This window comes from [Clostridium] fimetarium (assembly GCF_900111235.1).
GTDB classification, from domain to species: domain Bacteria; phylum Bacillota; class Clostridia; order Lachnospirales; family Lachnospiraceae; genus Clostridium_N; species Clostridium_N fimetarium.
This window is the reverse complement of record NZ_FOJI01000010.1, coordinates 172,617-199,525: the sequence shown is the minus strand read 5'-3', so window position 1 is coordinate 199,525 and position 26,909 is coordinate 172,617. Positions and strand designations below refer to the sequence as shown.

Sequence of the window (26,909 nt, the reverse complement as noted above, 5' to 3'; positions counted from 1 at the left end):
ATGGTAGGGAGAAATAACTAATCCACAGTATCTTAAACAGAATAGCTCATACCTAAGAAAAGGTAAAGAAAAGCTATAACTATATAATACGAGGGACTAAATATTATGGCTATTAATAAAGCGATGAAGCTCGCAATGAAAGCATTGTCTTATTCAAATCAAGATTTGGAGCATTATAGAAAGCTTATGAACATAAAGACAATTGACCCATTTAAAAAATTCTATGATACCTCCGATAAGAAAATATATAATGGTGATTATCTGGTACCAGTTCGGATTTACAGAACAAAGAAGCATAAGCGTGTGGAAGATATTCCTGTTATTCTTTTCCTTCATGGTGGTGGTTGGGTGTCGGAAAGCGTAGAGACTTATAACAGAATCTGCAAGAATCTGGCGGATAAGACAAATCATGTAGTTGTTTCTGTTGATTATAGACTAGCGCCTGAATACAAATTTCCAACAGCATTAGAGGATTGCTATGCCGTCGCAAAAGCAATATTTCTTAATAATGATTTGAATATTAAACCAGAAAATATTACATTAGTAGGAGACAGTGCTGGCGGAAATCTAGCGGCGGCATTATCACTTCTAGCAAGAGACAGAGGTGAGTTTATGCCAAAACGCCAGATCCTGATTTATCCATGTGTAAATAGTGACTTTTCTGATGAAACACCATACCGTTCTGTCATTGAAAATGGTATGGATTATCTACTAACAAGAAAAAATATGATAGACTATGTGGATATGTATAAAAGTTGTGATGAAGATCTGCAAAGTCCGTATTTTTCACCTATCCTAACAAAGGATTTTTCTAATCAGCCGAAGACCTTAATCATAACAGCTGAGTTTGATCCGCTAAGGGATGAAGGTGAAGCTTACGGCAAAAAACTAAGTGAAGCTGGTAATGAGGTTGAGATACATAGAATTTCTGATGCGTTACATGGGTTCTTTGCTTTATCAACCAGATATTTTCATGTAAAGCAGTTATATAAATATATGAATGAATTTTTAAAATAACAAGAAACGAATATCTAGATTTCTTATTATATTAATGGGAAATTAATATCTAGATTGAATATTTAATTAAAGCAAAATGAATAACTAGATGGATTTTGAAGAGGAAATTAAGATGATAAGAAATAGAAATTCAAAATGGAGACAATTAGACAATGCGGCTAAAATATTTCCTGCGGTAAGTGACAAAAGGGATGAAAGAGTATTCCGTTTTGTGTGTGAATTAAAGGAAGAGGTTGACCCACTCATTTTGCAAGTAGCGCTAGATGAATCAATCAAAATTTTTCCTATGTTTCTTTGTGTTATTCGAAAAGGATTCTTTTGGAATTATATGGAGGAACGAGATATAAGACCTTTAGTGACAGAAGAGAATATGCCACCATGTAGTGGTATTTATGTCCGCGATCAAAGAAATCTGTTGTTTCGGGTCACATACTATAAAAAGAGAATTAATTTTGAAGTATTTCATGCCTTAACGGATGGTACGGGAGCCCTTCAGTTTTTAAAAACACTGGTTCATTATTATCTAAAATTGGTACACCCAGACGAAGTGAATGAACCGATTTATAGCTATGATGCAACGTACACAGAAAAAGAAGAGGACAGTTTTAAAAAGTATTACAAGAAAGTAGATAAAACGATTAAAATACCAAAATATAGATCGTTTCAACTTGGCGGAAGAAAACTAGATGTAGGTAATATGGGCATCATTGAAGGAAAACTATCGGTTTCTGAGGTCTTAAAGATCTCTAGGGAATATAATACGACTATGACAGTGTTGTTAACAGCAATTTATTTAGCAGCAATTGAAAAAGAAATAGGACCAAGACATAAACAAAAAACGGCAACACTTATGGTGCCGGTAAACCTCCGTAATTATTTTCCATCTGCCTCGGCCAGTAATTTTTTTGGCTGGATAAATGTTGGATATGATTTTGGAGTCCGGGGTAAAGAATTACCTGAAATAATTAGCTATGTAAGTGAATTTTTCAAGAAGGAACTAACAACAGAGCGATTGGCAGTTAGAGTGAATGATTTCGTAAAGTTAGAGGAAAATATTTTGGCTAGGTTGCTTCCACTAGAAATTAAAAATTTTGGCATGAAGATGGGAAGTAAGGTTAAACGATATGCAGTTACAGCAATATTTTCTAATATTGGAAAAGTTGAAATGCCTGAGGAATGTTCACCATATATCGAATTGTTCGATATATTTATTAGCACACCGAAAATGCAACTTTGCATGTGTTCATTTAATGATCAGCTTGTGTTAAATTTTACATCGGTCTATGAAAGTACGAATGTACAACGCAACTTCTTTAGAATATTATCTGGATTAGGTCTTGAGGTGGAAATTAGTGCACGGGATCCACAATAGAAACAATATTTAAGTAAGAAATTAATAGTGGATTAATTTGTGAATTAATTCGTGAGGAAGAGAGGAGATACTTTATGCTTTACTGTGAAAAATGTAAAATAACAATTCGGGCAGATCATAAAAGCTGTCCTTTATGCCATGGTGGATTAAGTGGGGTGGGAGGTAAAGAAGATTCTATTTTTCCGGATATACCAGTACTTAAAAAACGTCAGATATCATTTTTCTCTATGCTAACATTTTGCTGTGTTTTGGCTTTTATATTTTCTTTTTTGGTAAATAATATCATTCCAAGTAAAGGTAAATGGTTTATATATGTGATAGGCGGAACCTGTTTAGTTTGGATCGTACTAATATGGGGCAAGTCAAAATGGAAGAATCTTTTAAAGAATACGATAGGGCAGATGATTATTATTGGATTTGGAGTAGGAATATGTGATGTGTTTATTGGTTGGGAGGGATGGTCAGTGGATTATGCATGGCCAATTTTGATATTTCTTTCATTGATAATTAATGTAATTATTACATTTGTGAAAAAACTTCAGCCGTCCGATTATATGATTTATTTGCTTATGAATTGTGTCTTTGGGTTGACTCCAATATTACTTGTCCAATTAAATATTTCAAAATTTATCATACCGTCGATAATTTGTAGTGGATTTGCAATGGTATTATTAGCTGGACTAACTATATTTCGGTGGGATCAGGTGGTTCAGGAGTTGGTTAAGAAATTTCATATGTAGAGTATCCTAAAGCGTATTAGTGAAAGAAATAATATAATAATAAAACAAAATAAAGAGCTTCCCCAGTTATTGCTGGGGACTTTTTGTGTTTAAAATTAAAATCAGACTACGTGTCTTGTAAGAACAAAATTACTGAAGTTATTCTTTTATAGATTAGCATGACGGGATTTGGCCATATGGTAAAATTTAGGAGATTACCCATTTATTCCCATAGACAAAAAAAAGTAACTTTAATACAATAAAGAGAAATAATATTAAGAAAAATTAATATATAGTAATTTATAATGTTCAAGACAAAGAAGTCTTGAACATTATTGTGCGCATAAAATTAGACTAAATATACCTCGCAAGTATTTTTGCGTATCTATTTAAAGTCAAAATTATAAATGAAAGTAGGTTGTTTTATGATCAAGTACATTATAAAAAGAGTGGGTGCTGCAATCATTACAATTTTTTTGGTTGCTACTATAACATTTTTCATGATGAATCTGGTACCTGGTGGTCCATTCGTTGCTGAAAAAAATATAAGTGAACAAGCACAAAATGCTTTAAAAGAAAAATTCGGTTTGGACAAACCATTGGGTGAGCAGTATATAAATTATATGGTAAACGCAGCTCATGGAGATTTTGGCCCCAGCTTAAAACAACGTGGACGTAATGTTTCCACTATTATGTTTAGTAAATTCCCAGTTTCCGCAAAGTTAGGTGGTATTTCAATACTGGTTGCTTTATTTGTTGGTATTCCGCTCGGGTGTGTGGCCGCTGTAAAGAGAGGTACATGGATAGACAATGCTGTTGTTGTAATTGCTACGGGTGGAATTGCAGTACCAAGCTTTGTCCTTTGTACTGTGGGAATGTATATATTTGGTGTGAATTTAAGATGGTTACCAACTTTTGGATTGACCACACCGGTTCATTATATTCTACCAGTTTTTGCACTAGCTGCTTATCCAATCGCATATATAACAAGATTAATGCGTGCGTCTATGTTAGACGTAATTGGTCAGGATTATATACGTACAGCAAAAGCAAAAGGTGTGTCACAAGTTGTATCTTTATTCAAGCATGCCTTACGTAATGCTATCTTGCCTGTAGTTGCGTATGTTGGACCACTATTGGCGTATACTTTAACCGGTAGCTTTATCGTAGAAAAAATATTTGTTATTCCTGGTTTGGGAGGTCAATTTATAAGCTCCGTTGGCCAACGTGATTATACTGTAATAATGGGAACTACAATTTTCTTAGCTACACTTGTTATCATTATGAATACATTGGTTGATATCGTTTATATGATAATTGATCCACGTATAAAACTGGATTAGGGAGGAGCTATAAATGAAGATAGATAAGAAATTAAGTTTTCAATTAAACATAAATGATTTTTTGCCTGCTACTGATGAGGAAAAGGAAAGTCTTGTGCAGTCACGTCCAAGTGTTAGCTTTTGGAAAGATGCATTACAACGATTATGTAAAAATAAAGTGGCAATGGTGAGTATAGTAATTATAGTGTTTATAATGGTATTTGCGTTTATCATTCCAACTTTTTATCCATATAAATATAGCCAGCAGATTCAAGGCTCTGAGTATTTGAAACCAATGAAGTATTCTGTACAGGAGAATACCCGTATTGCGTCAGGAGAAAAAGTTTTCCCACACATTTTGGGAACAGATAACCTAGGGCGAGATTATGCAGTACGGTTGATGCTTGGAAGTCGTATCTCATTACTTGTTGGATTAATTGCATCTGCACTTGTTTTGTTAATTGGTTCGATTTATGGAGCTGTATCAGGTTTCTTTGGTGGATGGATTGATCTTATTATGATGCGTTTTGCTGATATTGTTTCTACGATTCCAGATATTTTGTTAATAGTCTTAATATCCTTTGCAATCAAGGCACCAATTGATAACCTCTCGGCGCAACCAGGATTTCAATGGATGAATCTTATTGGTTCGAATCTTATTAGTATTTTCTTGGTATTTGCTTTACTGTACTGGGTAAGCATGGCTCGTATTGTTAGAAGTCAAGTGCTTACTTTAAAGCAAAGTGAATATGTTACAGCTGCTAGGGCGTTAGGTGCTTCTAGTGGACGAATTATTCGTAAGCATATACTTACAAACTGTATCGGTACACTGATTGTTACTACAACTTTGCAGATACCGGCAGCCATATTTACAGAAAGCTTTCTTAGCTTTTTAGGTCTAGGTGTTGCAATCCCATTACCATCTCTTGGTTCTTTGGCAAGCGATGCAATTAATGGTTTGAATACTTATCCATATTTGCTTATAGCACCATCTATCATGATAAGTCTTATAATTCTTAGCTTTAACTTATTTGGAGATGGTTTACGAGATGCATTCGACCCTAAAATGAAAAGATAAAGAGAGGAGTAAATTAAATGAATGATTATTTAGTAGATATACAAAATGAAAAACTCTCTTTTTTCACTCCAGCTGGTGAGGTTAAGGCACTGAATGATGTTTCCTTATTTGTTCGTGAGGGAGAGGTACTTGGAATCGTAGGAGAAAGTGGTTCGGGAAAATCCGTAACTGCATACAGCCTAATGGGTCTGATAGAAAGTCCTGGCCGATTAATTGGTGGAGATCTTTATTTTAATGGCCACCATATTAATGAGATGAAAGAACGTGAAATGCGTAAAATACGTGGAAACGAGGTTTCTATTATATTTCAGGATCCTATGACAAGCCTTAATCCAGTATTTACAGTCGGAAATCAAATTATGGAGGCAATTCTTCTTCATACAGGTAAAAATAAAAAGCAGGCACATGAACGTGCTACAGAGTTATTACAGTTGGTGGGTATTAATGAACCAGTTAAGCGTTTGAAACAGTATCCACATGAACTTTCGGGTGGAATGCGCCAACGTGTAATGATTGCCATGGCTCTTGCATGTGAGCCAAAACTTCTGATTGCCGATGAACCAACTACTGCTTTAGATGTGACTATTCAGGCACAAATATTGGAGCTACTTGCAGAACTTAAGACAAAATTTGGAATGGCAACAATCCTTATAACGCATGATTTAGGAGTTGTAGCAGGAATATGCGATCGAATTTCTGTAATGTATGCTGGAAAAATAGTAGAAAGTGGGACAACCGACGATATCTTTTATCGACCTTCTCACGAGTATACGAAGGGATTATTACTAAGCGTTCCAAATCTTAACGAAGACGAACATCAAAAGTTGATGCCAATTGAAGGCCAACCTGTTGATATGTTAAATCCTCCGCTGGGATGTCCATTTGCACCACGTTGCCGTTCATGTATGAAAATATGTTTAAAAACCATGCCTGAGTACACTCATCTTGGAGGAGAGCATTACAGTGCATGTTGGTTATTGGATAAAGTAAAATTCGAAAATAGGGAGGAACAGCTATAATGGAACCCAAAAAACTGGTTGAAATAGAACACCTGCAACAGTATTTTCCAATAGCAGGTGGAAAATTCTTTGAAAAAAGAGTTGTCCAAGCAGTAGATGATGTTTCTTTCTATATTAACAAGGGAGAAACCTTTGGACTTGTTGGTGAATCTGGTTGTGGTAAAACTACGATAGGACGAACAATACTTCGTTTATATGAGCCAACCGGAGGAAAAATTATTTATGATGGAAAAGATATTACGCATGAAAAAATGCTTCCTTATAGAAGAAAAATGCAGATTGTTTTTCAAGATCCTTATGCCAGTCTGAATCCGCGTATGACAGTAGGAGATATTGTAGGCGAAGCGATTGATATTCATAAGCTTGCGTCCAATAAAAAAGTACGTCGTGATCGCATCGTTGAACTACTTAGTCTGGTAGGACTTAACACAGAACATGCAAACCGATATCCTCATGAATTTTCTGGTGGACAACGTCAGCGTGTCGGCATTGCCCGTGCACTAGCCGTAAGTCCTGAATTTATTGTATGTGATGAACCTATCTCAGCACTCGATGTTTCTATTCAAGCACAGGTTGTTAATATGTTTGAATCACTTCAGGAGAACATGGGATTGACCTATTTGTTTATTTCTCATAATTTGAGCGTTGTGAAGCATATAGCCAATCGTATTGGTGTAATGTATCTAGGAAAGTTAGTGGAGCTTGCGGATAGCAAGGAGCTTACTACCAATAGTCTTCATCCATACACACGTAGTTTAGTATCTGCAATTCCAGTAGCAGATCCAAAGATTGCTCGTAGTTCGAAACGTATTATACTTACGGGAGATTTACCGAGTCCCGTATCTCCACCATCTGGATGTCGATTCCGTACGCGTTGTGCATATGCAACCGAACAATGTACGATAGAAGTACCAGAGTGGAAAGAAGTTTCTTCTAATCATTTTGTGGCTTGTCATAATCTTGATAAGGTGAAGTAAAAGCATTTAATTGTGGTCAACTTTTCGTGTAAAACATTTATACGGTGATTTGAATATATATTTTTAAAAAAAAGGAGTAAATTATGAAAAAGAAAAAATTATCAATTGTACTAGCGCTTGTTATGTTATCTACAGTAGTTCTTGCTGCGTGTGGCAGTAGTAGTAATTCTAACAATGATAGCTCAAACCAAGCAAAACAGCTTGTAGCAGAAATAGGTCCCAATCCAGAAACCATTGATCCAGCCTTAAATAGTGCTGTAGACGGTGGTAATATGATTCTATTTACATTTGAATGTCTATTAAGTGTAGACAAAGACAATAAAATCATCCCAGGTGCTGCTGAATCTTATGATGTAAGTGCTGACGGTCTTACTTGGACATTTCACTTACGTAAAGACTTAAAGTGGTCAGATGGATCCGCTTTAACAGCGAATGATTTTGTATACAGCTGGAAACGTGTTGCTGATCCTAAAACCGCTGCACCATATGCTGAGACTGTTCTTGGTATGGTAAAAGGTTTTGCTGATGTAGCAAAAGGAAATGTAGATTCACTTGGAGTTGCTGCACCTGATGATTCAACATTTGTAGTTACACTTGCTAGTCCTTGTGCTTATTTCGATAAACTTGCTGCATTTGCTACATTGAGTCCAGTAAATAAGGCAACGATTGAAAAGAACGGCGATTCATGGGCTACAAGTCCAGAAGCATATATAGGCAATGGTCCATTTATTATTAAAGAATGGGTTCCAAGCTCTTATATCTTATTTGAGAAAAATCAAAATTATTATGCGAAAGACTCTATTAAACTTGATTCTATTAAACTTCTTTTAATGGAAGATGCGAATGCTTCTTATGGCGCTTATCAAACTGGTGAAGCTATGATGGTAAAGGATGTTCCTACAGCTGAAGTTCCAACATTGAAGACTAATCCAGATTTTCATATTGATCCTTTGTTAGGAACATATTATATCGATTTGAATGATTCTCTTCCTCAGTTTTCTAATTCAAAAGTACGTCAGGCTCTAAGCTTAGCGGTTGATAGAAGCTATGTAGCGAATACTTTAATGCAGGGTACATTTTCACCTGCTACTAACTTTATTGGTACAGGTGTTGCTGACTGGGATGGAAGTAGTTTCATGAAGAATGCAAACGGTGGCAAACCTTATATTGATAATACTACTTATGAAGCAAATCTTGCAAAAGCAAAACAACTTCTTACAGAAGCTGGATATCCTGATGGTAAGGGTCTCCCTGCTATCACATATTCTATTAATGATGCTAGTTACCACAAGGTAGTTGCACAGTATCTTCAGGAAGCATGGAAAAAACTTGGCGTTACAGTAAATGTTGATGTTGTTGAATGGGCATCATTTACGCCTATGCGTCGTGCAGGCAATTATGAGGCAAGCCGTGACGGTTGGTTATTCGACTACAATGATGCTTCTAACATGCTTGACCTTATGGTTAGTACAAACGGAAACAACAATGCAAAGTACAATAATCCTGCTTATGATACATTGATGAAAAAAGCTGCTAATGAGGTAGATGCAAAGACTCGTTCTGGATACCTACATCAAGCGGAAGATCTTATGATGTCAGATGCAGCAGTTATTCCAGTTGCATACTATAATGAATTCTATCTTCAGAGTCCTAAGATTACAGGCTCTTGGCATTCACCTTATGGTTACTGGTACTTCCAGTATGCAGATATTACTCAATAACATTTAGAGAAAATCTATATATATTATAAATAAAATGAAGAGGCAATCGAGAATTTAATTATTTTCGGTTGCCTTTTTAGTTCTCAAAATGAAGATAATCAACAAATATAATTATTAAATTAAATTAAATTTTAAAATATAAAATAAATTTGAAGCATGATAATTATTGCTTCCGGTGGAGTACAATTTATGATAGGATATATTTGGAAGATACTAGAGCGTTAATTAATTATAAACCTTAAGGTGGAAAACCAAAGGAGAGTGATTTATGAGATATGACAATCAGAGAGATCCGAAGCTTGTTTATCGTTTAGCACCGTGTCCGTATTATGATATAGAAGGCACGGAGAGCTGGCTTGGCAGTATGGCAGAAAAGGGGTTTGTTCTTAGTAAAAATGGTTTCTTTTCTGGTTTTGCTATATTTGAAAAGCGTGAGCCTTGCACTTTTTTATACCGGTTGGAAGTTGTTTGCAAAATAACGAGTATGTGGGACGATAATAGTGGAGAACCTAGTGATGAAGCAGTAGAATTAAGAGAAAGTTGTGGGTGGAAGTATCTGACTACTCGTAAACAGTTCAATATCTTTTATTCTGAAAATACTGAGGTCAGAGAGCTAAATATTGATACGGAAGCACAGGCTATTGTGTTAATTAAGATACGAAAAAAAATGCGCAATAGCTTTATTTCATCGATATTATTTCTGATTATATATCCTCTAATTATAAGTTACGGAAGTGTATTCCTCTGTGCTATTGAGATTGGGACTTGGCTTTTGCTCTGGGGGACTTTATTAATCATGTGGGCTTTATGTGATTCTATTGTAAGGTTAATTCAATTAAGAAAACTACAAAGAAAGATGCATAAGGGGCAGTCTCTTGAGCACAGAAAGAATTGGAAAATAAGTGCACTTGCCTATTATCTTAGAAAAATCGTATGTACTATTTCGATTTTTGCATATGTTGGTTGCCTTATTCATGTCTGGAGTCTGGACATGGATGATACCAAAGTTCAACAGTTAACTGATTACTCTGATACCATTCCTTTTGCAACAATGGAAAATTTTGCACCGGGAGGTGAATTTGTTAGGGTTGATAATAGGTTTGACAATACAATTGAAGTAAAATCAGATTGGCTTGCGCCAACGTATATTCATCTGTTTGAATCTGCTAACTTTCAATCTAGAGATGGTCGATTTATTGATGGTGGAATAATCGTAGACTATTATAAGACCATTTCTCCTTGGGTTGCAAATGAATTAGCTCATGAAATGTGGAGACAAGATAAGTTATCCAAATTTAAATATTATGAATCTTTTACATTACCTGAATTGAATGTTGACTATGCGATTGGCTACAGTACATTTTCGCCAACGGTAATTTTACAGAAAGGTAATACCGTTATTCGTGTCACTTTCATTCAGAATTCTAATAATAATATGATGCCAGTGGAAGAATGGGTACGGATTTTTGCTGATAGTATATAATAAATATTAATAAGTAAGTCACAAGTTATATTAAAACAAATTTTGTCAAATAAAGTCTTATTAAAATTTAATAACAGAAATTTTTAGGATGCATTCAGAACCATAGGTTTTGGGAACATCCTTTTATTATTTTTATCATTTAATCAAAATAATGTAATAATAATTATCAGACAAAATAATGTAATAAATTATTATTAAATCAATCAGAAATAATTATTATTAACTTGACAAAATGAAAAATAAAAAGTAAATTAATAATGACAACTGTATTAATAACATTAGTACACTAAGTACAGTACACTAAGTACAGTACACTAAGTACAGTACACTGTTAACATTTGCAATAAGGAGGACTAACACAATGATTGCGATTGATTTAATGTCCAGAGTACCAATATATGAACAGATAATTGAACAACTGGAAACCTTTGTTTTGAAAGGCATCTTAAAGGTTGGTGATCAAATCCCCTCGGTAAGAAACCTTTCCATTCAACTATCAATTAATCCTAACACAATTCAAAAGGCTTATTCGGAATTGGATAGAACAGGGATTATAGATACTGTTCCGGGAAGGGGAAGTTTTATTGCGAAAGAGGCAAAAGAAAATTTACGTAACTTACAAGGCGACCAATTAGATGAATTATCGAATATTGTGAAGAAATTAGCCCTTGCAGGTATCACAAAAGAGGAAATAGTAGAATCTATTAACAAGGTATTTTTAGAAAAAGTGGGGAAGGGGAAAGAAAATGATTAAAACGAATAATTTAAAAAAGGATTTTGATGGATTTACTGCACTAACAGATGTAAGCTGTACCATACCAAAGGGGTGTATTTATGGAATGGTAGGTTCTAATGGAGCTGGTAAATCTACTTTCTTAAGGTTAATCACAGGAGTTTATCGACCAGACAAAGGCACGATTTTAATTGATGATCAACCTGTCTATGAAAACCCAGAAGTAAAGTCTAAGATGACATATGTGCCTGATGAATTGTATTTTTTACAAGGTGCTAATATGAATCGGATGGCTGACTTCTACAAAGCAATTTACGAAAATTTCGATAATGAAAGATATCATTTTCTGACAAATGCGTTTGGATTAAACCCTAAAAAATCATTAGGAACCTTTTCAAAAGGTATGAAACGTCAGGCTGCTATTATTCTGGCGCTGTCTTGCAGGCCAGACTATATGTTTTTTGATGAAACATTTGACGGTCTTGATCCGGTAATGAGGAATTTGGTAAAAAGCCTTATCTGCAAAGATGTCATTGAAAGTAAGGTTACATGTATCATCACATCTCATTCACTTAGAGAATTGGAGGATATTTGTGATCAATTAGCACTCCTTCATAAGGGTGGATTAGTTCTTGAAAGTGATATTTATAATTTAAAAACCAGCCAGTTTAAAATTCAGGTCGCTTTTAATTATGATTATACAGAGGAACTTTTCAAAGGCATTGATGTACACAATATCAAAAAAATTGGTAGTGTAACGAATATGATAGTTAAGGGAAGTCGAGAAGCAACTGTAAAAATACTCGAAGAACTTAATCCAATTATATTAGAGGTTCTTCCGCTCACATTAGAGGAAGTATTTACTTACGAGATGGATGCCTTGGGCTATAATTTTGACGATATATTAAAATGATGAGGAATGAGGGAGGTTTAAATCATGAAAAGCAAAATTAATAATATAATCAATATAAAACTATATTTAGATGTGTTAAAACAATCAAGACTGATTGGCTTTATTTGTTTGGGTATTTTAGCAATTATGGCGGTACTAATTCCAATTGGAGATGCAATTAATTTGGAGCAGTACAATTATAGCGTTAAAACTTACCGTATAGTAATTACAACTACACAAGCAAGTATAATAATGTATTTAATATTTACAGTATTTACACCTATTTTAACAATTTTTACATTTTCATTTTTAACCAAGAGAAATGCATGTGATTATTTTCACAGTTTTCCACAAAAAAGGGGCTGTCTCTATAACACCTATTTTGCTGCGCTTACAACCTGGATATTTATCGTTACCTTTGGTACTGCTTTGGTTACTGGGCTTACTTATGGTATCCTTTCAAAATATTTTGTGTTTTCCTATGTTAATTTGATTAGATATTCAATATCAATTTTCCTTTGTTGCATGTTGGTTGCAGCTACAATCTCTATAGCCTGTGCGATTACAGGAACGATATTTACAAATATTGTTGTCACTGGATTAATTCTATTCTTGCCTAGGTTAATTACTATAATTGCGATAAGTATCGTGACATCAAATCTAGATATGCTCGTTCCAACTAAGATACTACCACTATTGGATTATAATTATAATCTGATTTTTAATAGTCTCAGTAAAATATTTAGATCTTCAGATTCAAATATTTATCAATTGAGCAGTGTGATTTATACTGCGGTACTAGCCATAATCTATATAGCAGTTGGAAGATTTTTATTTATTAAAAGAAAAAGTGAAACAGCTGGAAATCCATCGGCTAATAAAATATTGCAATGTATAATAAGGCTTGGTATTGCAATTCCTATCTGTATGATACCTATACAATATATATTTAGTATTATGATTGGAAAAACAAAATTAGATAATTCGGATTTGTTTTATATTATTGTGTTTTATATCATAGCCGTAATTGTAATGTTATTATATGAATTGATTTCTACAAAAAAGATTAAGAATGTGGTACATTCAATTCCTTCAGTTGGTTTATTGTTTCTTATAAATATATTGATAATGCTTTTATTAAACGGAGTATATAAAAGTCAAATCAATTTTAATCCCTCAGCTTCTGATGTGAAATATATTGTTGTAAGCAATACTTCAACAAATCGTGATTTTGATTATTTTGAATATGGAATGAATGGGAAAAAGATAGTCAACGAAGAATTGATTAATTTGTTAGTAGAGAATCTATCAAAAAATATTGAGTATGAGAAAACTTCCTATCCATCTAGTAACTATTCTAGTAACAATAATAAATCGGTTGCAGTAGAAGGAACATCTTATGATATGAATCCAAAATATATCACGGTTGGTTTTAAAACTGGATTTACTGTGAAATATCGTAGACTCTATCTTGACATAGAAACCTATGAAAAATATAGTAAGTTATTATTGTCAAGTGAAGATATAAAAGATTTCTATTTGAATCTTCCTGAGTATAATAAAAACCTGATGTCATTTGGCAATGATTTAACGGTAAAAGAAAATGAAGACATATATAATACATTAAAAGAAGAGTTGAAAAGCATGGACTATAATCTATGGTATTCATTGCTTTATGCAAAAAATAATGGCATAAGTTTATATTGGGTTTACAATGTAAATGATAAATCAACTAACACTACTCTACCGCTTACTAGTTATACGCCAAAAGCTTTGTTAAAATACATTAACTATACTAACAATACAGGTGAGGCTCTAAACTTAATGGTGGATATAAAAAATATAATAGATACAAATCTTAGTACGTACAATATTAATATTCAAAGTTATAATACTGATTTGACAAAATCTTCAGAGGGTATTTATGTGACAAATAAAAGTGGAGTTGTTGATAATAGAAAACAAGTAGAAAAAGTGTATAATGCATTAAACAAAAACTATTTGACAAAAATGGATTCTCTTAAAAAAGATGGTCAGACTTTTGTCAAATTAGATATAAGATTAATAGACGATAGTAATAGCGATAAATACTATTCTATATATACTTATATAGATAATACAAGTTATGAAGAGTTACAGAATATGCAATAGGTAACTAGAAAATGAATTTGGTAAAGTAACTTATAGTAGTGAAGATTTTAATGACAGCAGAGTATATTATATTTACGCTGACTTGCCAACAAAGCCAATATTGGGCGGGGGCAGTATTACAATTCACGAGGAGCCAATCATATATGTAGGTTGTATATTTATTGATAATGGTCAATTATACTATAGAAATATGAAAAACATAATAACTGGCGATTTACTTTATGAATTAAAGGCGATTATAGGGGTGTAGCGTAATACGGCTATTATAAGGGCAATTGCAGATACTCAAAATCACTGTCAATATTAAGATGTGTGGATTCAATATGTGATATATGGATTATAAAATGAATGGTACAATGTTGAAATAACACAATTCAACATTGTACCATTCTATTTTATAATTATTAGTGTATATGTTTATGGCTTTTTTATTATGGGTAATTTAGAAAAAAAATAAATTATTGACATTTATTTCCTACAAGTGTAGTATATATTTAATAGACTACACTTGTAGGAATGAAGGCGTATCATGGGAAGAAAATAATTGCAAAATATCAGAAGCTGAATGGCGTGTTATAAAGGTTGTATGGGAAGAATCCCCTCAATAGCAGATGCTCAGTCGCATATAAAAGATTCTATTATTTATATAGCGAATATTGCTAAAAGTCTACGTGGAATAGATCGTTATAGTTTCACTGAAAATGGTGAAATAATTACAAAACAGTATAATTTTTTTTATTATTCTTATTTTTACAAATATATCTTCTAAATTAGTGAAATCTTTGATACAATAAAATGTAAAAAATATGTATTGGAGAGATAAAATGATTTCTGTTGCGATTTGTGACGATATGGCTGATCAGCTTACGCTCACTTCGGATTTGATTGAGGAATATATAAAAGCATATAATGTTGATATGCAAGTGTGCTGGTTTTCACATCCAGACCAATTACTGACAGCTCTTGAAACTGAGCGTTTTCATGTTTACATACTTGATATTGTAATGCCAATGTTAAATGGCATTCAGCTCGGGCGTGAAATACGCAAGAGCGATATAGAAGCGCAAATTATTTACGTTACTACAGAACCGCAGTTCGCACTAGAATCCTTTTCTTCCAATCCTTTAAATTATTTGATAAAGCCGATTTCAAAAGATCTGATTTTTGATACAATGTCACTCGCATTATCGAAAGTTACTGAGAATATTCAAAAAGTATTAAGAATAAAGACCTCAGATGGGATTCGCGCACTAAATCACGCTGACATCGTCTGCTGTGAATACATAAAACATACGGTAAGGTATACCACAACAAAAGCTGAATATATAATCACAGTTACCATGCGTGAACCTTTTGCGGATATTGTAGCACCGTTGTTTGAGGATTATCGGTTTATTCAACCCCATACATCCTATGTAATCAATATGAGTCGCGTAGAACGGATGACTAAGGATGCTTTTTATATGCAAGGCGGTGCTGTTGTGCCGATTGCTCAGAAGCGTTACACACAGACAAGTGATTCCTACTTGGACTATTTGTTAAAGAAACGGGGGAGTAAGAAATGATAACATATCTTTTTCCTCATATTTTGAGATCGGTAGTTTCAGATGTTATGATGCTACTTTTCTTATTCACATTAGCACAACCCAAATACAAAAACAAAAAATTGGTATGGTTATTTGTAGCGATATTGATTGTGAGTTGCATTTGTAGTAGTTATTATTATCTACAAAAAGATTTCACAACACTAACAAAGTTTCAAATGGTGCTAATTGCGCTTATTTGTTTGGCAAGTAAACCACTATTCAAAGATACCTTAATGCAATGGATATTTAATTTTATAACAATGTCAAATGCTTTCATGGCGATTGTAGTATTGAGTTATCTATGCAGAAGACTATTGCCCTATCCTCTTTATACAAATACTGCAATTAGATTTATATTGTTTGCTGTATTAATTGTCATATTCCACCGATATGTTAAACCGTTTTACAGACAAGCCGTAAGTCATTGGAGCACATTTATTCTCACGGTGTTCGCATTTTTTATAAATATGAGCTATCTTCTAATTTCTGGTGGAGATATTGAAAGAGCAATGAATACAAATAAAACAGCTCTGTTACTTATGATATTTCTTATGATTGTCACCTATATTACAATATTTTTGGCACTTAAGATATTGACCAAAGAATATACTTTAAAAGAAGAAAAGATACAGGCTCAAACCCGTGAAGATTTGCTACGAGTTCAGATGAACTCCATGCAAGATCTTTTACAAGTGATAGGTGAAGCAGATCGTAAAAATCGTATCGATTCCCATGATCGCCGCCATAGAGACAACACCCTGCTCGAGTTGCTACGTCAAGGCGAAATTGACGAGGCAGTTGTCCGCTTAGAACAAACCGCAAGTGCACCTTGTGTGACAGTGAAACGCTATTGTGAAAATACAACAGTCAACGCTGCTATTTCATATTATGCTGCCGCCGCACATAATGAAAATATCCTATTCAAGGCACAACTTGATATTCCCGATACGATTACGGTAGATGTTCTTGAACTTTCTATTGTAATTGGAAACCTACTCGAAAATGCAATTCATGCCTGTAAAATGATTTCAAACGATAAGGAACGATATATAAATTTCACATTTTTTTGTAATGGTCAGTTAGTTTTTGAAATAGAAAATCCATATGTAGGTGAACTTACATATGATAGTAATGGATATCCTACCAGCTTTGAAAAAGATCACGGTCTTGGTATTAAAAGTGTTATTGGTTTTGCCCATAAGCATGGTGCACAGCTTCGATACACTTCTGAAAACGGAGTGTTCCGAGTTCGAGTTCTTATTTAAAATATCATGTCAAGTATTAATAATGAAAAAAATATGTTTTTAAGTGTAGAAACGAGTCTTTTAAGTATAAAGGCTCGTTTTTTGGTATGTTATGTTAATATTTTAATGACTATTTAGATGTGCAAAAGAGTGTTGATATTGATGATACGAAGACTATCATTTAAATATAGAAAAATTGGTGGATATGAGCATTTCTTGCTGGCCGAAAGTTGTGATAAATATGAGGAGAATTTGCGAATGAAAAAATTAATGTTAAAGATTATGGGCATGAAAAAATGGATGCTGTATGCCGCTATTTCAATATGTATTGTAGTATCTGTGTCGGTGGCGGTTATGATCGTAAAACCTTGGAAAGATAATTCTCTTCCTGCTAATACGCAAAAGGACAATACCGTACAGGTTGATAAGGAAAATAAAGACGACAAAGACGACAAAGATAGTAAAGATGATAATTCTAACCCCTCAAATAATTCGGCATTATCGGATGATGCCAGTATTTCAAATGATTTGAGACAGTTGGACAATGTGGGTGGATCAAACAATTTAGGTACCCCGGATAACTCTATACGGTTGTCATCTCTAACCTTTACCCTTAGATTTGAATCTAATGGTGGATCGACTATTGAAGATAGATTGGTGCGCGGCGAAACTAAACTTGAAGACCTACCAATACCTTATAAATCAGGTACTATATTTATGGGATGGTATTATGACGTAGCTTTGAAAAATAGAGTATCACATAATGATCAAATAAAGAGCGATATTACGCTATACGCCAAGTATGCTGAGGCAGCATCACTTGCAGAGTTGGAAACACCACGTTTTGCGACTATGCTAGATCAGGCAACAAGTTTTTCCTTTGTTGTATTTGCACCTGCGGGAATGAGTGCCGAGCAGGTAAAATTAGCTTTGATTACAAAGAATGTAACGAATCCAAAACAAACTGACTTCATTGAAGTTACCGGTAGCAACGGATTTTTTACCGTTTCAGCAAAAGGTGGAAAGTTCGAGTCCGGTGCTACATACAAGTTTAGCCTAGATGATGAAAGTTTGAGTTATGAAGGGTTTGGAACTTCAGTTAGGGATTATAATTTCACAACGGCAAAGGCGGAGGTCCTAAATCTAGGACTAAATGATAGTATCATCTACATAGCGACTGAGGACGTATCAAATATGACATTGGATGGAGAAGGGGTTTCTTCCCTTTCTATTCCTTTGGCAACAACTGACCTTGGAACCATCGATTACAAAAGTGGAACATTTACATATGATAAAGCAGCTCTTGCAATCGGAAATAATATCGCCATTTATAAAGGCCTTCGTCCTGATTTGCGTGGATTAAATGATACGAGTAGTGAGGGAGAAGTTGCCTATATAAAAGTTACTGAGGTTAACGGCACTACTTACAACTATAAGAATGCTGAAGCAGAGGAGATTCTCTTTACTCCCGATGTTTTCCCAATCAACAATACTGCAGATATGGACGGGGATCAGAATAACCACTCTGTAACTGTAGTGAAATCAAGTATGGATTTTTCAAATGGTGCATACGCATCTGTAGGTTTAGATGAAAAGACTACCATTGATGTTGGAGATTATATTGTCTTTTATTCTGGTCAATTCGATTCTCCTACAGGAAGTGCAACCTACAGTAAGATTTCAACTGTCCGTAATGAGGGAGAAAACATCATTATTACCTATGTGGACGCAACCATCGATGAAGTCGTTGCTACAATGGATGTTTATGACACAGAGGGCGTGAACGGAGATACCCTTTTAGAAGGAGTGTCCAAGGAATCTCTTGAGGCTGATATTGAACAACAGGCTAGTACTAGCGGATTTGCTGAGGAAGCCGCAAAATATCTTGCAGCACTTACCCTTGAGACCGATGCATTTACACAAATGGATGGGGATTTTGATTTAGATAGCTATAATATTGAACTTTCTGACGGGACACCTTTGACTAAAGATCAAGTTCAACTTATGGATGGAAAAAAGGTAGAAGTTGAACTTACAGAATTAAAAGCGACGATAAGCACCGATTTGAAACACTTTGAAGGATTATCTGGCTTACGCTGTACCTTGAAGGTGGTAGTTGAAATAAAAATCAGTACGGGCGAAGAAAGTGAAATTGTAATCGCAATTACTGGATATTTTGAACAGGAAGTTCGAATCGCAACGAACTGTAGTGGCGCAGCTATATGGAAGTGGTGGGGAATTTTCCCATATATTGATGAATATCAGTTAAATGCAACGATAGATTTATATGATTATACAGGGATTAGCATAGAAGCAACTATTGCCACTAAAGAAAAGAGTGAGGAGTATGAATTTGATACTTCTGATGTCGGACAAAATATTGCAAAACAGCTCAAGGCACTGATAGACGCAAAGGATAAATATGTGGGCGATGGTGAAGACACGGTTACCGACGGCCTATGTGATAAATATGCGGCAATGCTTGAAAATGAGAGTGACTGGGTTGAATTGTTTAGCAAGGAGATTTTTTCTAAGAGTGGAAATATTGGACCATTCGGTGTTATAGCTTACGAAATCGATTTTAAATTTGTTGTAACTGCAAATATGAATATCACCATCGGATGTGACTTTTACTATGAGAACGCTAAGCGTTATAACTATTCCATTGGCGTTTTTGGTAAAACTTGTACCAATGAAACCATTGATTTGGTAGAGGAGCATTATGAATTTACCTTCTACGTAATGGGCACAATGGGACTTAGAGCCGGAGTAAAATTCGAGTTTAAGGTGGGCGTATTCTCAACTAAGCTTGCCAGCGTGGGTATTTCGGCGGAAGTTGGAGCCTATGTAAGAGTGTGGGGATATTTCTATTACGAATTGAGCTATACTGCTTCCACAGGAAAACATAGCAAATGGTCTGGTGCATTGCTCTTTGAGCTTGGAATATATTTGGAAATCAAGTTTGAAGCCCAGGCATTTAGTGGTACCTTCTCCTATAATCCAACCCTTTATGAAAATGAATGGCCGCTTTGGTCGGCAGGGTCAAGGGAAAATGTGCAGGCTTTCGCAGAGCTAGAGGATGACGACCCAGAGATTGCGCTTAAGAAACATCTTCGAACCGCAGTAGTTCCGGATGATTATTTTAAAATGAGCTATCTGGATTTGAAGACCGGAGATGTGGATGAAAAAAGCTACGATGACGAAAAATGTTTCAATATTGAGATTACGAATAGTGCATTCTCCTATGATACAGCATCTAATATCATGAAAATGGTACCAGATGGAGATCAGGTTGAAGTGGGACAAATGGTAATTACATGGATTAATGCGCCTCTTGCCTTTACTTCAGAGCCAATCCAACGTACCATAGATTTGTATTGGGATAATTACAATGACGGCTATGCGATTGTATTTAATTCTAATGGCGGTAGTGCCGTGCCAACAATTATGAAAAGTTTTAATGCAGAAATCATCCCACCGACAAATCCTAATAAAACGGGTTATGATTTTGGCGGTTGGTATCGTGATGCTGCATTGACCCAAGCATATTCAATTCCTGCAACAATGCCGGATAGTGATGTGGAAGTTTTTGCAAAATGGAATCCACGTAGCGATACGAAGTATACAGTTGAACATTATCAGCAAAATTTAAACAACAACATCTATACGTTGGTTGACACAGATAGTTTACAAGGAAAGACAGACAGTAAGGTAAAGCCTGCAACAAAATCTTATGAAGGCTTTACGGCACCATCACTGTATGATCTTACAATATTGCCAGATGGAAGTGCTGTACAGAAATACTATTATAGTCGAAACAGCTATACCCTTACTTTTGAACAGAATATTGAAAATGGTCAAAGTGACTGGGTTTACAACTTAAAATATGGAGCTAACATAACAGTTCCAAAGCTTACAGCGATTGGTTACGAGTTTACAGGTTGGAATTTGGCGGTTGCGGAAGCAATGCTTGCAAAAAATCTTGTTTACACAGCCCAGTGGGCAGCAGGAAAAGATACTCCATATCTGATTGAACATTACATACAAAACACCAATGAGGATAGTTATACTTTACAAACAGCAGAATATCGTTCTGGTGAAACAAATACAATAATCACATTAAATAATCTAAAAGTCTCAGCTGAGGGTATTATGTATCAGCAGGGGAGTGTAAAAGGAAAACTGACACAGACCGCTACGATTTCCAAAGATGGAAAGCTCGTGGTGAAACTTTATTACCTCCGTAACTCCTACAAAGCGAATACGCAGGTAGAAAATGGTGTGAATGATTCAGTGGATTATCGTTATGAAGCGGTGATAGGAGAACCAGCAATTCCAAGCAGAGTAGGCTATACATTCTCTGGATGGTATAAGGATATCTTGCGTACAACTCCATTTGTTTTTGGAAATGCAATAATGCCTGCATCAGATATTATAATATATGGTAAGTTGATTCCTAAAGTAGACACCACATATCAAGTTGAACATTATGTAGAACAGACAAATGGTAGTTTCATGCTCCAAGACATGGACAATTTAGCAGGTACAACCGATACCTCTGTAATACTGAGTGATTTGATTAAGAAAGATTTGCTTGTTACAGGTGGAATTTCTTTTAAAGAGGGGAAAGTTGGCAGTGAAGTAGCAACCACAGCTACCATTTCTGGAGACGGAAAACTCGTGATTAAGCTCTATTATCAAAGAGAAAATCATAGTTTGACATTTAAACAAAATAACGGAAAAGAAGATATCGTTTCTTTAATGAAATATGCGGCGACAGTTACCGCACCAACAGGTCTTACAAAAACTGGATATAGCTTTAATGGTTGGGATAGCACGCTTGCAGTCAATATGTCAAATGTTGACATGATATACACTGCACAATGGGCATCAAAAACAGATACAGCCTACGTTATACATCATATCCGCCAATCCTTAGATGGTACTTATCCAGCATCAGGATTACTTGTGGAAACAGAGAATAAGACTGGCATAACAGATGCAAATACTACAGCAGCTGCAAAAAATTATGAGGGATTTACCTCAAATATATTTGTACAGACAAAAATAGCAGCTGATGGTTCAACAGTGGTTGAAATTAGATATAGCAGAAACAGATATACAGTTACCTGGAAAACGGATGAAACCACTTATTCAAGTACTGATTTTAAATATGGTGAAACCATCACTCCACCTGTAGTGAATCCTATAAAGACAGGATATAATTTCTACACATGGAACGGATTTGGCGAAGGTGCGATCATGCCTACAAATGGCCTGACATATTCCGCACAATGGACAGCGGCAACTAATACCGCGTATACAGTAAAATACCTGAATGAGGAATTGGATGGTTCTTATATTGTAGAGTCCACTGAAATCAAATATGGTACTACAAATGCAAACACAGCAGCCGTTGCGAAGGTTTACACAGGATTTATAGTTGGAACAGTAACCCAATCAGCCATAGCAGCTGATGGTTCAACAGTAGTTGAAATACGATACAGCAGAAACAGCTATACTGTTACTTGGATGTCTGATAGTGATACATTTAAATCAGAGACTTTAAAGTACAAAGAATCAATTATTGTACCTGCAACAAATCCTACAAAATTCGGTTATGACTTTAAGGGATGGGGCGCAATTGCCCTTACGATGCCAGCAAATAATATCTCTTACAGTGCAATTTGGGAAGGCAAAAAACATGTTGTTACATTTGCCTATAACGATGGCACTGAAAATTCAGAGGCGATCAGTCAGACTTATGGTAGTAATTATGTATTACCTGAATCTACTCCTATTCGTGCAGGATATGCAATGAACGGTTGGTATACGATCGCACTTGGTGGTAATGAGGTTGATGGAAATACAATTATGAGAATTAATTTGGCCCATAAGCTTTATGCGCAGTGGGTAGTAGGTACTAATACAAAATATGTAGTGAAGCATTATCAGCAGAATGTAGAGGATAATGAATATACACAGATCTTGGAAGATGCACAATCACTTAATGGTGTAACAGACGCAAATACAAATGCAGTAGTTAAGATTTATAGTGGATTTACAGCGCAAAGCTTTTCACAACTGGTAATCAATGGCGATGGCAGTACGGTAGTTGAAATCTACTACAACCGCAATCCTTATACACTTACATTTATACCGGATAACGGAAGTCAAAATATTGTTAGCACAGTAACTTACGGTGCAAAGATTACAGATCCAGTTTCACCTGAAAAGATTGGTTATACATTTGGTGGATGGGGAACCGTTGCAAGTTCTATGCCTGCAAGTAATGTGTCATACGCTGCAATTTGGACAGCAAACACTTATACAGTTACCTTTGATGTGAATGGTGGCGTGCTTTCTAATAACAGCAAAGTAGTTACTTATGACAGCACTTATGGGGAGTTGCCAGATCCTACACGTACAGGCTACACATTTGGAGGATGGTACACAACAAAAAGTGACGGTAGCAATATTGTAGCAAATACAACAGTTGTAATCACGAATGACCAAACTCTTTTTGCGCATTGGACAGCAAACACCTATACAGTTACCCTTGATGTAAATGGTGGTGATGTACTTGCAGATGACAGCAAATCAGTTACTTATGACAGTACTTATGGAATATTACCTGAAGTTTCACGTACTGGTTATACCTTCAGCGGATGGTATACAGCGATAAGCGGAGGCAATAAAATAGTAGAGACTGATCAGGTTTCCATTATAGCAGGCCAAAGACTGTATGCCCGTTGGACAGCGAATGAATATGCGATTGCTTTTAATGGAAATAACGCAACCTCAGGATCTATGAATAACCAGGGTATGGCTTATGACTTAAATGAGAATTTGAATTTGAATACATTTGCAAGGACCGGTTATCGCTTTGTAGGATGGGCAACGACCTCAGAAGGCGCGGTTGTTTATTCCGATGGAATCAGTGTTCTGAATTTAACTGCAACAAATAATGGAACAGTGACTCTTTTTGCACAGTGGACAATAGAATCATATTCTATTACCTTCAATAGTAATGGTGGAAGCAGCGTCCTAGCGATTATAGGACGATATTATAATGCTGCAATATCAGCTCCATCAGCTCCAACTCGCAGTGCTTATGAATTTGGTGGATGGTACACTGACAGTTCGTTTGAAACTTTATACATATTTGATTTAATGCCAGCAAATAGCTTCCAACTTTATGCTAAATGGACTGCTTTGAATTACGGCATTCATTACGAATTAAATAGTGGCACAAACCATGCAAATAATTCTTCGATATACAGCATTGAAAGCGCAAATATTACACTTGGAAGTCCAACAAGAAGCGATTATACATTTGAAGGTTGGTATACTGAGGGTACATTTGTAAACAAGGTAGAAGGTACGGCCATCGCAAATGGAAGTACAGGAGAAAAGACATTTTATGCAAAGTGGACTGCAGTTGTTTATACTATAAACTATAGTAATTTAAGCGGCGCAGGAAACACAAACAGTGCAACTTATACAGTGGAAAGCGACATTACAGTTGTTGCACCATCAAATAGAACAGGCTACACCTTTGGTGGTTGGTATGATAATGCTTCCTACAACGGAGCTATTATTACATCTATAGCCATGGGAAGCAGTGGAAATAAGAACCTTTACGCAAAATGGTCGACTATTTCATATAGTATTAATTACGTCCTAAACAGCGGAATAAATGATAATGGTAACCTATCATCCTACAATATAGAGTCAACTGCCATTACACTTGCGAATCCTACCCGTACAGCCTACAACTTTGATGGTTGGTACACAGACAGTAGCTTTATAAATAAAGTGACCGGTGTTGCAATTAGCAGCGGAAACACAGGGGATAAGACCTTTTATGCAAAATGGACGCCGGTGAACTATTCAATACAGTACCAATTAAATGGTGGTACTGGTGGCAAAGGAAATCCAAATAGTTATACGATTCAATCATCAACGATTTCATTTGAAGCCCCAACACGCAGTGGATATATCTTTGCGGGCTGGTTTGATAACAGCAGTTTCACGGGATCTTCAGTAGGAACTCTTTCAAATGGAAGTATGGAAAATAAAACCTACTATGCGAAGTGGACCGTGATTACGTATACAATTACTTATAACCTGAATGGTGGTACAAATGGTGTCAATCCAACAACTTACACAGTGGAATCGGCAACAATTGCATTGCAAAACCCAACTAAGGGCGTAGATGATGTATTCGCTGGTTGGTATACAAACAGTTCCTTTACTGGTACAGCAGTTACCCACATCACGAACGGTAATACTGGAAATGTTGATTTGTATGCGAAATGGATTAACTATGGTAGCTTTACTGTGAGCAATAATGGCAATAACACATTTACAATTACCCGCGCAGGCGGTACGGATGGTGCGCAGATAGTCTACTTTAAAACACAGAATGGCTCGGCTATTAGTGGGACACAGTTCGCTTCTGCAAATGGCATCGTGACGTTTGCCCAAGGCGAAACTACAAAAACAATTACGATAACAGAGTATAGCGTTACGAGCCAATACGGTAGTAGTATTGCTACTAGTTACTCAAATGCTGATCGCGTCTACTTCTTTGATATATATAAGGTAGATGGAGGCGGTAAGCTTGATAGTGGTATTCGTGCTACAAGAACAATGGCGAAGAATAGTAATTATACGATTGATGCTACATATTTGAATGATTATCGTCAGATTGCATCAGTTAACTCCAAAAACCAGCAGATTTACGAAAATGCGGGTGGAAGTTATGCTGGAACAGTTTCTATTGGGCTGAGCAGTCCAGTTTTGAATAATAGTGCATTCAGCAGCAATTTACAGGGTTATATCGAGCAGACAGCTTCCGGTATGAAAGTGAAGCTTGTCAACTTTACAGGTAAAGATGATGGATGGCGTATGTATCGCTTTGTCCTTTTCAATACCATTGTAGGTAATGTATCTTTCAGTAGTAACAAAGGTACAAATGTTCCGAATCTACCGACCAATACGAAATGCGCTTTGGTTTACGGAATTACAGCGGATCAAAACAATACAGATAACTATTCCGTTCAGCTAGCAGGAAATGCAGGCTCTATTGCTGCAAGTGGAACAAGCAATGGCGTTTCTATCAATAGTGTTTTGTGGGCAAGTGGGCAAGACACAGGTGCCTATGTTCTATATGATATGAGTGAAACCTGTGGAATTACGGTAGGCGCATATAATAGCGCCACACAAAATTCCTCATGGTGGTTTGACAGTGCAAGTTTGTCGGTCTGCCCTAAGGATGTAAAAGAACCTAGTCTTGTAGCAGTGGCACCTATGGCAAGCACGACCTTTACAAACGGAGACAAGGTAGTGGTATCTCTTGTATTTGATGAAATCGTAAACAGTGCAGATAATGTTTCTATCACCACTCCGTTATCTGGTTCAGCGTTTACGCTTGTGGGTGGTCTTGGAACAAATGTGCTTTACTTTGAAGGTACAGTTACAAACAATGGTTGCAGTACACCTACAACAAGTGGTATAACTATCCATAACAGCGCTAACATTAAAGATATGTGCAATTAATTCGCGCGAAAACAAATATCTCAGTCCCTGC

At 35.6% G+C, this 26,909-nt stretch carries 15 protein-coding genes; all 15 read left to right on the top strand.

Going from position 1 to position 26,909, the window contains the following annotated elements; translation table 11 throughout:
• Positions 1-105: 105 nt before the first annotated feature.
• The 15 genes from BMY18_RS13620 to BMY18_RS13550 all read left to right on the top strand — a co-directional run bounded on the left by BMY18_RS13620 (position 106) and on the right by BMY18_RS13550 (position 26,878).
• Positions 106-1,017 carry an alpha/beta hydrolase gene (locus tag BMY18_RS13620; protein ID WP_092454949.1) on the top strand — a complete coding sequence of 304 codons (912 nt, stop codon included), beginning with the start codon at positions 106-108 and terminating at the stop codon, positions 1,015-1,017.
• A 112-nt stretch (positions 1,018-1,129) separates the two neighbouring features.
• Positions 1,130-2,389: a hypothetical protein gene (locus BMY18_RS13615; protein ID WP_092454947.1), complete on the top strand. Its 1,260-nt coding sequence runs from the start codon at positions 1,130-1,132 to the stop codon at positions 2,387-2,389.
• Positions 2,390-2,463: 74 nt separating this feature from the next.
• Positions 2,464-3,129, top strand: a complete 666-nt coding sequence (locus tag BMY18_RS13610; RefSeq protein WP_092454944.1) for a DUF6320 domain-containing protein — start codon at positions 2,464-2,466, stop codon at positions 3,127-3,129.
• Positions 3,130-3,533: 404 nt separating this feature from the next.
• On the top strand, positions 3,534-4,451 hold the full coding sequence (locus BMY18_RS13605; RefSeq protein WP_092454941.1) for an ABC transporter permease: 918 nt from the start codon (positions 3,534-3,536) through the stop codon (positions 4,449-4,451).
• A 13-nt stretch (positions 4,452-4,464) separates the two neighbouring features.
• Positions 4,465-5,508: an ABC transporter permease gene (locus BMY18_RS13600; RefSeq protein WP_092454939.1), complete on the top strand. Its 1,044-nt coding sequence runs from the start codon at positions 4,465-4,467 to the stop codon at positions 5,506-5,508.
• A gap of 17 nt (positions 5,509-5,525) precedes the next feature.
• Positions 5,526-6,527, top strand: coding sequence for an ABC transporter ATP-binding protein (locus tag BMY18_RS13595; protein WP_092454937.1), 1,002 nt, complete (start codon positions 5,526-5,528; stop codon positions 6,525-6,527).
• Entirely contained in the window at positions 6,527-7,504 is a 978-nt protein-coding gene (locus BMY18_RS13590) for an ABC transporter ATP-binding protein (RefSeq protein ID WP_170841412.1), read from the top strand. Before BMY18_RS13595 ends, BMY18_RS13590 begins: the two co-directional genes overlap by 1 nt.
• A gap of 83 nt (positions 7,505-7,587) precedes the next feature.
• The gene (locus BMY18_RS13585) at positions 7,588-9,225 is read left to right on the top strand and encodes a peptide ABC transporter substrate-binding protein (protein ID WP_092454932.1); all 1,638 of its coding nucleotides are present in this window, start codon (positions 7,588-7,590) and stop codon (positions 9,223-9,225) included.
• Between the two features lie 268 nt (positions 9,226-9,493).
• Positions 9,494-10,708 (top strand): DUF2812 domain-containing protein, encoded by a 1,215-nt coding sequence (locus BMY18_RS13580; protein ID WP_092454930.1) that lies wholly within the window; start codon positions 9,494-9,496, stop codon positions 10,706-10,708.
• A 361-nt stretch (positions 10,709-11,069) separates the two neighbouring features.
• The gene (locus BMY18_RS13575) at positions 11,070-11,462 is read left to right on the top strand and encodes a GntR family transcriptional regulator (RefSeq protein ID WP_092454928.1); all 393 of its coding nucleotides are present in this window, start codon (positions 11,070-11,072) and stop codon (positions 11,460-11,462) included.
• Entirely contained in the window at positions 11,455-12,354 is a 900-nt protein-coding gene (locus BMY18_RS13570; RefSeq protein ID WP_092454926.1) for an ABC transporter ATP-binding protein, read from the top strand. Before BMY18_RS13575 ends, BMY18_RS13570 begins: the two co-directional genes overlap by 8 nt.
• A gap of 24 nt (positions 12,355-12,378) precedes the next feature.
• Positions 12,379-14,484 (top strand): ABC transporter permease, encoded by a 2,106-nt coding sequence (locus BMY18_RS13565; protein ID WP_092454924.1) that lies wholly within the window; start codon positions 12,379-12,381, stop codon positions 14,482-14,484.
• A gap of 824 nt (positions 14,485-15,308) precedes the next feature.
• Complete coding sequence (locus BMY18_RS13560) at positions 15,309-16,049, top strand: LytR/AlgR family response regulator transcription factor (RefSeq protein ID WP_092454921.1); 741 nt, start codon at positions 15,309-15,311, stop codon at positions 16,047-16,049.
• On the top strand, positions 16,046-17,335 hold the full coding sequence (locus BMY18_RS13555) for a sensor histidine kinase (RefSeq protein WP_092454918.1): 1,290 nt from the start codon (positions 16,046-16,048) through the stop codon (positions 17,333-17,335). Before BMY18_RS13560 ends, BMY18_RS13555 begins: the two co-directional genes overlap by 4 nt.
• 237 nt (positions 17,336-17,572) lie before the next feature.
• Positions 17,573-26,878 carry an InlB B-repeat-containing protein gene (locus BMY18_RS13550; protein ID WP_170841411.1) on the top strand — a complete coding sequence of 3,102 codons (9,306 nt, stop codon included), beginning with the start codon at positions 17,573-17,575 and terminating at the stop codon, positions 26,876-26,878.
• The last annotated feature ends 31 nt before the right edge of the window (positions 26,879-26,909 follow it).

Coding starts and splice junctions, on each gene's coding strand:
- BMY18_RS13620 (WP_092454949.1), top strand. CDS start 106: ATGGCTATTAATAAAGCGATGAAGCTCGCAATGAAAGCATTGTCTTAT.
- BMY18_RS13615 (WP_092454947.1), top strand. CDS start 1,130: ATGATAAGAAATAGAAATTCAAAATGGAGACAATTAGACAATGCGGCT.
- BMY18_RS13610 (WP_092454944.1), top strand. CDS start 2,464: ATGCTTTACTGTGAAAAATGTAAAATAACAATTCGGGCAGATCATAAA.
- BMY18_RS13605 (WP_092454941.1), top strand. CDS start 3,534: ATGATCAAGTACATTATAAAAAGAGTGGGTGCTGCAATCATTACAATT.
- BMY18_RS13600 (WP_092454939.1), top strand. CDS start 4,465: ATGAAGATAGATAAGAAATTAAGTTTTCAATTAAACATAAATGATTTT.
- BMY18_RS13595 (WP_092454937.1), top strand. CDS start 5,526: ATGAATGATTATTTAGTAGATATACAAAATGAAAAACTCTCTTTTTTC.
- BMY18_RS13590 (WP_170841412.1), top strand. CDS start 6,527: ATGGAACCCAAAAAACTGGTTGAAATAGAACACCTGCAACAGTATTTT.
- BMY18_RS13585 (WP_092454932.1), top strand. CDS start 7,588: ATGAAAAAGAAAAAATTATCAATTGTACTAGCGCTTGTTATGTTATCT.
- BMY18_RS13580 (WP_092454930.1), top strand. CDS start 9,494: ATGAGATATGACAATCAGAGAGATCCGAAGCTTGTTTATCGTTTAGCA.
- BMY18_RS13575 (WP_092454928.1), top strand. CDS start 11,070: ATGATTGCGATTGATTTAATGTCCAGAGTACCAATATATGAACAGATA.
- BMY18_RS13570 (WP_092454926.1), top strand. CDS start 11,455: ATGATTAAAACGAATAATTTAAAAAAGGATTTTGATGGATTTACTGCA.
- BMY18_RS13565 (WP_092454924.1), top strand. CDS start 12,379: ATGAAAAGCAAAATTAATAATATAATCAATATAAAACTATATTTAGAT.
- BMY18_RS13560 (WP_092454921.1), top strand. CDS start 15,309: ATGATTTCTGTTGCGATTTGTGACGATATGGCTGATCAGCTTACGCTC.
- BMY18_RS13555 (WP_092454918.1), top strand. CDS start 16,046: ATGATAACATATCTTTTTCCTCATATTTTGAGATCGGTAGTTTCAGAT.
- BMY18_RS13550 (WP_170841411.1), top strand. CDS start 17,573: ATGAAAAAATTAATGTTAAAGATTATGGGCATGAAAAAATGGATGCTG.